This window comes from Pygmaiobacter massiliensis, from assembly GCF_900199435.1.
In the GTDB taxonomy this organism is placed as follows: Bacteria; Bacillota; Clostridia; order Oscillospirales; family Ruminococcaceae; genus Pygmaiobacter; species Pygmaiobacter massiliensis.
Window position 1 is genome coordinate 1,094,673 of record NZ_OAML01000003.1, and the last position, 12,557, is coordinate 1,107,229.

The window sequence follows — 12,557 nt, forward strand, 5'->3', positions numbered from 1 at the left end:
AAAGATAAAGTGTGCTATACTATATACTAATTATTGCACAAGATTTGCTTTTCCGCATTTGACGGATACCCAGCAAGGCTAAATGCGCGGCAACGCCGGCGCTTAGATAAAAGACAATAAAATGATTGACCGGGTTAAAAGCGACGCAGCGGAAGTGACCGCATTTTCGGTGGGGAACGGGGGTTCTCCGCCCATGTGTATGGCTTTGCCCAAAATTGGAGGACAAAATGGAAAATAATAAAAATGCCGCCCCGGCAAACGGAGCGGCTGTTCAAGGTACCGCTTCGACGAAAGCGCAGAACAAGCGTAAGTATTACCCCCGCAGACCCAAAGCAGCCCAGCCGGCTGCCCCGGCTGCTGCTGCGGTCGGTGCTGCTGTAACAGAAGAGGCAGCACAGCCCGAGCGCAAGAACAACCAGCAGCGCGGACGTAGAAATAACCAGCCGAAAAAGAACAATGTGCAAAACCAGCCTGCCGCACAGGCAAACGCAGCAGCGCAGCAGCAGAAAAATGCAGCGCAGCAAAAGCCCGTACAGCAAAAACAGCCCCGCCAAAACAACCAGCGCGGCCGCGGCCGTAATGGCGGGCAAAAGAAATCGGCACTTCGCATCATCCCGCTGGGCGGCCTGGGTGAAGTGGGCAAAAACATGACGCTGTACGAATGCAATGGCGATATGTTCTTGGTGGACTGCGGATCGATGTTCCCGGACGGCGAAATGTTCGGCGTTGACCTCGTTATCCCGGATTTCAGCTATGTGATGGCGAATAAAGATAAAATCAAAGGCATTATCATCACCCACGGCCACGAGGACCACATTGGCTCGCTGCCGTATCTGCTCAAACAGATTAACCTGCCCATCTATGCAACCCGTCTTGCTTGCGGGCTCATTGGCAATAAGCTGGCAGAGCACGGTCTTAAAGCCTCGGCAAAACTCAATGTGATTACGCCGAAGCAGAAGGTTCAGCTTGGCTGCATGAGTGTCACCCCTATCCGGGTCAACCACTCCATCCCCGATGCAGTCGCGCTTGCCATCGAAACTCCGGCAGGCACCGTAATTCAGACCGGCGACTTTAAAGTAGACTTCACTCCTGTCAGCGACGAAGTTATCGACCTTGCAGCGTTTGGCGCTTATGGCGACAAAGGCGTGCTGGCTCTGCTTTCGGACTCCACTAACTCCGAGCGTCCGGGCTTTTCCCGTTCCGAGCGGTCGGTGGGCGCCAGCTTTGCAACCCTGTTTGCAAGAGCAGAGGGCAAACGCATTATCATTGCAACCTTCGCTTCCAACCTGCAGCGTATTCAGCAGATTATCGATATGGCCGTGAAATACAAGCGCAAGGTGGCAATCTCTGGCCGCAGCATGATTAACAATACCGCAATGGCTTTTGAGCTGGGTTATCTGAAAGCACCGGAAGGCATTATTGTAGACATCGACCAAATCGGTCGCATTCGCCCCGAAGACCTCGTTATCGTCACCACCGGCAGCCAGGGCGAGCCGCTTTCTGCGCTCTCTCGTATGTCCGGCGGAAGCCACCGCAATGTGCGGGTTGGAAGCGGCGATTTCATTATTATTTCGGCCACCCCCATTCCGGGCAATGAGAAGATGGTTACCAAAGTAATCAACAGCTTGATGAAGCTGGGTGCTGAGGTTATTTACGAGAGCATGTATGACATCCATACCTCGGGCCACGCCTACCAGGAAGAGCAGAAACTGCTGCTGAGCCTGACCAAACCGAAATTTTTCATTCCTGTTCACGGTGAGTATAAGCACCTCAAAAAACATGCTCTTACCGCCGAGGATACCGGCATTCCCGCCAAAAATATCCTGATTGCAGATATCGGTGATGTTATCCGGCTGACCGATGATGCCATCGGCATCGAGGACACTGTGCCGGCAGGCCGCGTACTGGTCGATGGGCTTGGCGTTGGCGATGTTGGCAGCGTAGTGCTGCGCGACCGCCGCCACCTTTCGGAGGACGGCCTGATTATGGCAGTTGCAGCGGTGGACAGCATGACTGGCTCTCTTGTTTCCGGCCCGGACATTGTCTCGCGCGGATTCGTTTATATGAAAGAGGCCGAAGATTTGATTCGTGAGGCAAAAACCCTTGTGAAAGAAATCATTGATAAGAACGAGGCAGAGTTCCAGCGCCGCAACCCCGAAGAGCTGCGCGGCGCAGTGCGGGACGGTCTTTCTACGCTGATGTATCGCCGAACCCGCCGCAGCCCCATGATTCTGCCGGTGATTTTGGAAGTTTAATGATGGCATAAACGGGGCCGCTTTGTCATTCTTTGGGAGAACTGCGCATGAAAAAACAGTTTATTACAACCGATTTTGCAATCGTGCTGCTGTCAGTGGCGTGTGGCGGGCTGGCCCTGCTGCTCGCCCTGGCAAGCCCGGCACTGTTTGTGGTAGCGCTTGTTGTGCTGGGTGCTGTGGGGCTTGTACTAACCCTTAACATTTACCGAATGCGCAAAACAATCGCTAATATTTTGCATGGTGCGGGCTACGATGACAGTGTTACCCAGATGTCCCTTGCACGCCTTACCATGCCGGTGCTGATTCTTTCGGGCAAAAGCATTGTTTGGTATAACGATGCATTTTTAAATGATGTCATGCACGGCAAAGAGACTTATCTGCAAAGTATTTACCGCGTACTGCCAGGGTTCGACGCCGAAAAAATCTCGGCGCCGGGCGGGCAGGCACTGGAGGCAAATGGCCGGGGCTTTACGGTACAGGGGACCGGTGCCTTCAGCGGAGATGGCCTGTACATTGCTTACTTTACAGAAGATACCGACCTAAAGCAGCGAGCCGCAGAATACAGCCTTTCGCGCCCGGTGGTGATGCGCATTGTTGTGGATACTTATGATGAGGTGCTCAAAGAGCTGAAAGACAGCGAGAAAGCGCGCATTAGCAGCGAAATTGACAGCGTATTCGAAACTTTTATCGAAGCGACTACCGGTTTTTTGCAGCGCACCTCAGCGTCGCGCTACATAGCGGTTATGGAAGAGCAAAACTTTGCGAAAATTGTAGAGAGCCGGTTCGACATCCTCGATAAAATGCGGGACGTCGGTACCGAAACAGGCATCGTGACGCTTTCCATTGGCGTTGGCCGGGGCGGAAAAGGCTTCCGGGAATGTCTGGAGATGGCGGATTCTGCACTGGATATGGCCCTGGGACGCGGCGGAGATCAGGCTGCTGTAAAATCTCCGGAAGGATTTGAATTCTACGGCGGCGTTTCGCGTAGCGTAGAAAAACGCACAAAAGTAAAAAGCCGTATTGTTGCAACAGCACTGCGCGATATTATTGCGCAAAGCGACAGCGTGCTGATTATGGGTCACCGTATGACCGATTTGGATGCGATGGGGGCCGCTATCGGTGTGCTGCGTATCTGTAAAATTCTCGATAAGCCCGCAGCTATTGTAGTTGACCGCTCGCGTACGCTTGCAACGAGCGTCATTGACCGCATGTGCCAAAATGGCTATGGCGAAGATTTTGTTTCGGTGCAGGATGCACTGGACGGAGTGACTACCTCTACGCTGCTTATCGTTGTGGATACCCATATTCCGACGCTGCTCGAATCGGTTGAAATTTACGAGCGAGTGCAAAACGTCGTGGTCATTGACCATCACCGTAAGATGGTCGGCCACATCGACAATGCTGTTATCTTTTATCACGAGCCGTATGCTTCTTCTGCCAGCGAACTGGTGGCAGAGCTGTTGCAATATACCGGCGGCAGGGAAGAGAAACCCACCCCGCTGGAAGCGGAAGCGTTGCTGGGCGGCATTATGCTGGACACCCGCGATTTTGCCATCAATGCCGGTGTGCGCACCTTTGAGGCCGCCGCTTACCTGCGCCGCATGGGCGCACAAACCCAAAACGTGAAGCATCTGTTCGACGGTTCGCTGGAATGCTATGAAGCAAAGGCAAAGCTGGTTGCACAGGCGAAGATTTACAAAGGCTGTGCCATTGTAGCGGCAGAGCAGGTCGAATCCGACTCTGCGGTTGTAATACCGCAGGCGGCGAATGATCTGCTTGCCATCGAAGGGGTACAGGCAAGCTTTGTGGCAGTGGATACCGGCAACGGTATTATGATTTCGGCTCGCAGTATGGGCGAAGTGAACGTACAGCTCATTATGGAAAAACTGGGGGGTGGCGGCCATTTAATGATGGCAGGTGCACAGCTTCAGGATGTGAGCATGGAAAAAACAAAAAGCTATTTGATGGCTGCGATTGATGAATATCGCACCAATCAGAATAAAGAATAATCTCTCTGCACCGGTGCAGGCTCTGCCGAAGGGCTGCCTGCGTCAGCGCAGTGTTCAGAAAGGAAGAACTCAAATGAAAGTCGTACTCAAACAGGATGTCAAAGGCATCGGTAAAAAAGATCAGCTGGTGGAAGTATCTGACGGCTATGGCCGCAATTTTCTTCTGCCCCGTAAACTTGCGGTAGAAGCTTCTGCTTCTGCGGTGAATGATATCAAAAACAAAGAGAGTGCAAAACAGCACCACGCAGAGGTGGAGCTGGAAGAAGCCAAAGCGGCAGCGGCAAAAATTGACGGCAAGACCGTGACGCTGCATGCCAAAGCAGGCCAGGGGGGCCGCTTGTTTGGCGCTGTTACAGCAAAAGACATTGCCGAGGCTGTGGAAAAACAGCTGGGCCAGCAGATGGATAAACGCAAATTTGTGCTGGACCACGAAATTAAAAACTATGGCCGTTATGAAATTGCGGTAAAAGTTTACCCGGGCGTCAGCGCAAAGCTGGCGGTCGCAGTAGAAGAATAAACGTTCTGCCGTGCTGATATGGCGCGGCAGCGTATGCCCGGCTGCTCATTTTTTGGGGTCTGCCGGGCATCTGCTTTGCAGGTTATAGCCCCATTGCGGGGCGGCAGCCCTGACGATGATTCACCCTTCGGTTTCAAAAAATCCAATCGAAAAGCAGGAACAATTTATGGACAACCTCTCTTTCACACTTGAAAGTCTTGGCATCAATCTGCCTTACAATATGGAAGCCGAACAAGCGGTGCTGGGTGCAGCGCTGCTTTCTGGCGACTGTGTGCCGCTGCTCATTGAAAAGCTGCGTCCGGAGCATTTCTATTCTCGTCAAAACGGCGAGATTTTCAGTCAGCTGATTCGTCTTTTTACCGGCGGCGGTGCGATTGATTTTGTCACGGTACTTACCGCAGTGACAGGTGCTGGCGTTTTTGGCTCTGCAGACGAGGCAAAGGTGTACCTCACGGCACTTGCAGAAACTGTGCCCTCGATTTCCAACATTCCGACCTATGCGGATATGGTCTATGAAAAGTATCTCATCCGTCAGCTGATGAATGCCGCCAAAGACATTCTTGCGCAGTCGAATGAGGAATCGGACGCGGACATTTTGCTGGAAGCCGCCGAGCAGAAAATCTATGAGATTCGCTCTGGTCGCGACCAAAGCGCCATGCAGCCAATCTCCAGCACAATCATTGAGACCTATTCTCATTTGCAGCAGATTTCAGGTCCCGACCGTGACAAGTTCCTCGGCATCCCGACAGGCTTTACCTATCTTGATAAAATGCTGACCGGCCTTGGACGAAGCGACCTTATTATTCTGGCGGCTCGCCCCGGTATGGGTAAAACCAGCTTTGCGCTGAACATTGCCACCAATGTGGCGAAAAAGCAAAAGCTGCCGGTTGCAATTTTCTCGCTTGAGATGACAAAAGACCAGTTGACGACCCGTATTCTTTCCAGTGAGGCAGGTATCGATAGCCAAAAGCTGCGCACCGGCACGCTTTCGGGCGAAGACTGGGTCGACCTTGCACAGGCCGGTGATATTCTGGCTCAGACGCACATCTTTATGGACGATACCTCATCGGTTACTGTGCCGGAAATTAAAGCAAAGGTGCGCCGTATCAATCAAGATCCCCAAAAGCCGGACGTTGGGCTGGTCGTTATTGACTACTTACAGCTCATGAGCTCCGGTAAGCGCAACGAATCCCGCGTACAGGAAATCAGTGATATTACCCGTAACCTAAAAATCATGGCAAAAGAGCTGAATGTGCCGGTTATCTGTCTGTCACAGCTCTCTCGTAATACCGAGCGTGGCAGCGGCAGAGATCATCGACCGATGCTTTCGGACTTGCGTGATTCCGGCTCAATCGAACAGGACGCGGACTCGGTGCTGTTTTTGTACCGCGAGGCATACTATGACCTCGATGGTGAAGAAACCAGTGCTGACACCGCGGAATGCATTGTTGCAAAAAACCGACACGGCGAGGTCGGCACCGTAAACCTTGGTTGGGACGGCGCTCATACCCGCTTCCTCAATTTGGAGTATTCACGCGATGAGTATTAAAGCAAAAGTATCGGATACCATTGCTGCTTGGCGGCTGATTCGCAGCGGAGAAATTGTGATTGCGGCAGTGTCAGGCGGTGCAGATTCGGTTGCGATGTTCCATCTGCTGCACGACCTTTCGCAGAAGCAGGACTTTCGGCTGCTGGCAGCTCATGTAAATCATGGGCTGCGCGGGGCTGCCGCAGATGCGGATGAAACATTTGTACGGCAGCTTTGCGAAAATGCCGACGTGCCGCTTTTTGTATGCCACGCCGACCTTGCCGCGAAGGGGAAAACATCCGAAAATGATGCGCGCGAGGCGCGGTATGCTTTTTTTGACCAGCTTGCAAAAGAGCAGGGGGCAAAGGTTGCTACCGCACATACCCTCACCGACAATGCTGAGACGGTATTGCTGCGGCTTGCCCGTGGTTGTTCACTCGGCGGGGCGGGGGGCATACCCGTACAGCGGGATGTTTTTATTCGCCCGCTTTTATTTTGCACAAGAGCGGAGGTAGAGCAATATTGTAAGGCGGAAACTCTGAGTTTCGTCACCGACGAAACAAACGCCAGCCTGCAATATGCCCGTAACCGGGTGCGCCACAAGGTAGCACCTGAACTTGCCCGCATTAACACGCGTGCTGCACAAAACATTGCTTTGTTTGCGCAGGATGCTGCCGAAACCGCACAGTACATTGATCAGCAGGCGTGTGCACTGCTGTCAGCGGCGCGTACAGACACCGGCACTGCTGCCGCTAAACTGCGCCGTGCACCTTTGCCGGTGCGTAAAGCAGCTTTTTGCCAGCTGATGGAACCGTTTTGCACCCCCGACCGTGCCAAGGTGGAAGCTTGCGCAAAAGCGTTGGAAGGTGCAAAAAAAGCACAGCTGGCGCGTGGACTTAATGTTTTTGCTGCTGTGCGGCAGGGCAGTTTTGTAATTTACCGCGAAGAGCCGGGGCAAACTATCGGGGAACTTGCCCCCGACTTGCGTGTTTATACAGAGTTTCCGGAACACGGGTTCGAAATTTTAGTGTTACCTGTGGACCAAATGATAAAAAATTGTAAACAAAACAAAAAAGAGTTAAAAAATTATGCCGATTATGGTATGATAAAAAATAAGCTCGAAAAAGGCGGGGTGTTGCGAACCCGCCGTGCACGGGACCATTTTCGACCGGCAGGACGCGGTGTTGGCAAGACACTGAAAAAGCTTTTTATCGAAGACGGAGTACCGCTGCCGGAAAGAGACCGGCTGCCTGTGCTTGCATGTGGCAGCGAAGTGCTGTGGGCTTGGGGATATGGCTTTGCAGAAGATTATGTGCCCGGGTCACAGACGGAGGAAGTCCTGCTTGTTAAAATTGAACCATAGAACTTCAGGGGGAAAATAAGGATGCACGAAATGTATAATGATGTTAAAAATGTTTTGCTCAGCGAGGCTGAGCTTTCTGCAAAGGTTGCCGAAATGGGCGCACAGATCAGCAAAGATTATCAGGGCAAAAACTTGTTGCTGGTTACTGTGCTGAAAGGTGCGGTTGTTTTTCTTACCGATTTGATGCGCGCAATTGACCTGCCCGCGGAGATTGACTTTATGGTCGTTTCTTCTTACGGTTCCGGCGTAAAAAGCTCTGGCGTTGTCAAAATTGTAAAAGATCTCGACACCGAGATTGCCGGCCGCGATATTTTGATCGTGGAGGATATTCTCGATACCGGTATTACGCTGGAGTATCTTACCCAGCTGCTGCGTGACCGCAACCCGGCGAGCATCAAAATTGCGACTCTGCTTGATAAACCCGCACGCCGCAAGGCAAACATCCAGGCGGATTACATTGGCTTCTCCATTCCCGACGAATTCGTAATCGGCTATGGTCTCGACTATGATGAAAAGTACCGCAACCTGCCGTTTATCGGCATTCTCAAACCCGAGGTTTATACGGTTTAAGGCTGTTTTCTTTAATAAAGCGGCGAACCATTTGAAATTGGAGTTGAACTGAATTTGATCAAAAAACCAAAGAATTCTGCCGGCATGTATATCATGCTGATTCTTTCGCTGGTGATTATGGCTGTGGTACTGCGTATGCCCTCGGAATATTCGACGGTAAAGTATTCGCAGATTCTCAGCTACTTCGAGGAGCAGAAAGTCGAAGGATTCACCATTGACGCTGGCAAAAGCCAGTTGACGTTGAAGCTGCAAAAACCGGATAATAACAGCGATAAAAACGGCAATATCCTTTACAAGGTGCCGTCCGTTGACCTGCTTTATGCAGAAGTTCGCGATGACATCGCTGCTTATAATGAGGCAAATCCGGATAGCCCGATGGTGTATGACATTATCCCTGCCACCACCAACTGGTTTATCACCCTGCTGCCGACACTGGGTAGCTTGCTCTTGATGGGTGGCCTTTTCTACTTTATGATGCGTCAAAGCGGCGGTGGCGGCGGCATGATGAATGTCGGCAAAGCCAAAGTGAAAGACCAGACAGAAACCGGCCGACGCGCTACCTTTGCGGATGTGGCTGGTGCGGACGAAGAAAAGGCTGAGCTGGAAGAGATTGTCGAGTTTTTGAAAACTCCAGGCAAATTTAGCACTTTAGGTGCGCGTATTCCGCGCGGCGTATTGTTGGTGGGCCCTCCGGGTACCGGTAAAACTTTAATTGCCCGCGCTTGCGCAGGCGAAGCAGGTGTACCGTTCTACTCCATCTCCGGCTCTGACTTTGTCGAGATGTATGTCGGTGTCGGTGCTTCCCGTGTACGTGATTTGTTTGATAAAGCAAAGAAAAATGCGCCCTGCATTATCTTTATTGATGAGATTGACGCCGTAGGCCGCCAGCGTGGCACAGGCCTTGGCGGTGGGCATGACGAACGTGAGCAGACCCTGAACCAGATGCTGGTTGAGATGGACGGCTTTACCGCCAACGATGGTGTAATTGTCATTGCTGCAACCAACCGTGCGGATATTCTCGATCGTGCGCTGTTGCGTCCGGGCCGTTTTGACCGCCAGATTTATGTTGGCCTGCCGGATGTGCGTGGCCGCGAGCAGATTCTGCGCGTGCACACCCGCAACAAACCGATGGGACCCGACATCAACCTGTCTACCATTGCAAAAACCACCCCCGGCTTTACCGGTGCGGATTTGGAAAACCTTGTAAACGAGGCAGCGCTGCTTGCTGCACGCCGCGGTAAAAAGGCGATTACCCAGTCCGAAATCGAAGAGGCAAGCATTAAGGTTGTCGCCGGCCCGGCGAAAAAGAGCCGCGTCGTGACCGAAAAAGAGCGTAAGCTTACCGCTTACCACGAAGGCGGCCACGCCATCGCCACCTATTACAGCCCCACGGGTGACCCGGTGCATACCATCACGATTATCCCGCGCGGAATGGCAGGTGGCTTTACGATGAGCCTGCCTGAAAAAGATGTTTCGTTTGACACAAAGCGCCATATGGAGGACGAAATCGTCATTCTGCTGGGCGGCCGTGTTGCCGAGCATTTGGTGCTGGACGATATTTCGACCGGTGCATCCAACGATTTACAGCGCGCGACTGCAATTGCCCGGGCAATGGTCACCCGCTATGGCTTCTCGGATAAACTGGGCCCCATGGTGTACGGTACCGACCCGAGCGAAACCTTCCTGGGCCGTGACTTTAGCCAGGGCCGCAACTACTCTGAAGAGGTTGCTTCTGAGATTGATGCAGAGATGCGCGAATTTATTGAAGAGGCATATGCAGAATGCACCAAACTGCTCAGCGAGCATATGGAGCAGTTGCATGTTGTGGCAAATGCTCTGTTGGAGCGTGAGACCCTTTCGGGCAGCGAGTTCCGCACCCTGATGACGGGCGGCACCTTGCCCCCGCTGGAGCTGGACGCCTCGAAAGAGCAGCCGAGCGAAGCCGCTGAGGCGACCGCTACGGAAGTAAGCGAAGCGGCAGAGCAGGAGAGCCCGGCAGCAGAGCCCGCAACCGAGCTGGCAGCGCCCGCAGATGCCGAAGCACCGGCAGCGCAGCCTGAGGAAACACAGGACGAAGAAAATCACGATATCTAGAAAGATTCTCGTGGCAGACAGTATGTTGAAGAAAACATACTGTCTGCTTTTTTGTCACTGCATAAGTACCACGTAACCGGAAATAACAAAAATAAGTGAGAAAAATTGGTTACGAGCGAAGCACAATATCTTTGGTGCCGCCTTGACAAAGCCACAACGAAAAGTGTTTAATAATAAGAAGTAAGGGTGCAGTGCACCCTTTTCAATTCAGATTCTGGAGGCAAAGATGCCAAAAAAACAACAAGCTTATAATGATGAGAGCATCTCCAGCCTAAAAGGTGCTGACCGGGTACGGTTACGCCCAGGCGTTATTTTTGGCTCTGACGGATTGGAAGGCTGCGAACACGCGGTGTTCGAGATTCTTTCCAACGCGATTGACGAAGCCCGCGAAGGCTATGGCGATCGCATTGTCGTTACCAAATATAAAGATGGCTCCATCGAGGTACAAGACTACGGCCGGGGCATCCCGGTAGAATACAACAAAAACGAAGAACGCTATAACTGGGAGCTGCTGTTCTGCGAAATGTATGCAGGTGGCAAGTATGACAAAGGCGATGGCAACAACTATGGCTATTCTTTGGGGCTCAATGGCCTTGGCCTTTGTGCCACCCAGTACGCTTCGCGTTGGCTGAAAGCGGATATCTACCGTGATGGCATGCACTATCACCTCGATTTTGAGCGCGGTGAAAATGTGGGTGGGCTGCAAAAAGAGCCTACCCGCCAAAAGCGGACAGGCACCTGCATTCGCTGGCTGCCGGATGCGGAGGTATTTACCGATACCCACATCCCCGCAGATTACTTTCTTGACGTAATGAAACGTCAGTCAGTTGTCAACGCTGGTATCCAGTTTATCTTTAATGATGAATCTCAGGATCCAGCATCCACTACCGAGTTTTGCTATGAGCACGGCATTGCGGACTATGTAGCCGAACTTGCAGGGGAGGATGGAATGACTCCGGTCATTTTCCGTGAATCCGAAACAATGGCGCGCGACCGTGATGATAAACCGGAATACAAAGTGAAGATGAGCGCTGCTTTTTGTTTTTCGAACAAGCGTCAGCTGCTGGAATATTATCATAACTCCAGCTGGCTGGAGCATGGCGGCAGCCCGGACCGCGCGGTAAAAACTGCGTTTGTAGGGCAGATTAACGCTTACTTGAAAAGCAAAAATATGTACAAAAAAGGTGAGAGCACCATTACTTTTACCGATGTACAGGATTGCTTGATGTACGTTTCCAGTGGCTTTTCTACCGAGACAAGCTACGAGAACCAGACCAAAAAAGCGATTACCAACCGCGGCATTGCCACTGCAATGACCGAGTTTTTGAAGCATACACTTGAAGTTTACTTTATTGAAAACCCGGACGAAGCGCAAAAGGTGTGCAGCCAGGTTCTCATCAACAAGCAAAGCCGTGAGCATGCAGAAAAGACCCGTCAGTCCATTAAAAAGACGATGACGAGTCAGCTCGACATTGCAAACCGCGTGGCGAAGTTTGTCGATTGCCGCACCAAAGATATGTCTCGCCGCGAAGTTTACATCGTGGAGGGCGATTCTGCTCTTGGCGCCTGCAAAACCAGCCGCGATTCTGAGTTTCAGGCCATCATGCCGGTACGTGGTAAAATCCTGAACTGTTTGAAATCAGATTACGACCGCATTTTTAAAAGCGATATTATCACCGACCTTGTAAAGGTGCTGGGCTGCGGCGTAGAGCTGCACGGCAAAGCAAAAAAAGAACTTTCGAGCTTTGATTTGGCCAATCTGCGCTGGAACAAAGTCATCATTTGTACCGATGCTGACGTTGACGGTTATCAGATTCGAACACTTATCTTGACGATGATTTACCGCTTGATGCCGACCCTGATTGAAGAAGGCTTTGTGTTTATTGCAGAATCTCCGCTGTATGAGATAGAAAGCAAAGGGAAAACCTACTTTGCCTACACCGAGCCGGAAAAAACTTCGATTATGAACCGCATCGGCAAGGATAAATACACAATTCAGCGTTCTAAAGGTCTTGGCGAAAATGAGCCGGACATGATGTGGCTGACAACAATGAACCCTGAAACCCGGCGCCTGATTAAGGTAACGCCGGATGATGCGGCACGCACGGCCCAAGTATTCGACTTGTTGCTTGGCGATAACCTGGAGGGGCGTAAAGAACATATTGCAAACCACGGCTACGAATACCTGGACGATCTCGATGTATCCTAGCCCAGCCGCCGC

8 protein-coding genes are annotated in these 12,557 nt (G+C 51.9%); all 8 read left to right on the forward strand.

The window, feature by feature from the left end; genetic code table 11:
• Positions 1-227 precede the first annotated feature (227 nt).
• The 8 genes from C1A11_RS09785 (at position 228) to C1A11_RS09820 (ending at position 12,545) form a co-directional block, all read left to right on the forward strand.
• Positions 228-2,255, forward strand: coding sequence for a ribonuclease J (locus tag C1A11_RS09785; protein ID WP_102050285.1), 2,028 nt, complete (start codon positions 228-230; stop codon positions 2,253-2,255).
• Between the two features lie 47 nt (positions 2,256-2,302).
• A complete protein-coding gene (locus tag C1A11_RS09790; protein WP_102050286.1) occupies positions 2,303-4,264 on the forward strand; it encodes a DHH family phosphoesterase in 1,962 nt (653 codons plus the stop codon).
• Positions 4,265-4,337: 73 nt separating this feature from the next.
• On the forward strand, positions 4,338-4,781 hold the full coding sequence (rplI, locus tag C1A11_RS09795) for a 50S ribosomal protein L9 (RefSeq protein WP_102050287.1): 444 nt from the start codon (positions 4,338-4,340) through the stop codon (positions 4,779-4,781).
• Between the two features lie 166 nt (positions 4,782-4,947).
• Positions 4,948-6,330 carry a replicative DNA helicase gene (dnaB, locus tag C1A11_RS09800; RefSeq protein ID WP_180950379.1) on the forward strand — a complete coding sequence of 461 codons (1,383 nt, stop codon included), beginning with the start codon at positions 4,948-4,950 and terminating at the stop codon, positions 6,328-6,330.
• Positions 6,320-7,672, forward strand: coding sequence for a tRNA lysidine(34) synthetase TilS (gene tilS / locus C1A11_RS09805; RefSeq protein WP_102050288.1), 1,353 nt, complete (start codon positions 6,320-6,322; stop codon positions 7,670-7,672). Before dnaB ends, tilS begins: the two co-directional genes overlap by 11 nt.
• A gap of 30 nt (positions 7,673-7,702) precedes the next feature.
• On the forward strand, positions 7,703-8,242 hold the full coding sequence (hpt, locus tag C1A11_RS09810; protein WP_180950380.1) for a hypoxanthine phosphoribosyltransferase: 540 nt from the start codon (positions 7,703-7,705) through the stop codon (positions 8,240-8,242).
• A gap of 93 nt (positions 8,243-8,335) precedes the next feature.
• Positions 8,336-10,336 carry an ATP-dependent zinc metalloprotease FtsH gene (ftsH, locus tag C1A11_RS09815; RefSeq protein ID WP_423242030.1) on the forward strand — a complete coding sequence of 667 codons (2,001 nt, stop codon included), beginning with the start codon at positions 8,336-8,338 and terminating at the stop codon, positions 10,334-10,336.
• 226 nt (positions 10,337-10,562) lie between these two features.
• Positions 10,563-12,545, forward strand: coding sequence for a DNA gyrase/topoisomerase IV subunit B (locus tag C1A11_RS09820; RefSeq protein ID WP_102050291.1), 1,983 nt, complete (start codon positions 10,563-10,565; stop codon positions 12,543-12,545).
• The last annotated feature ends 12 nt before the right edge of the window (positions 12,546-12,557 follow it).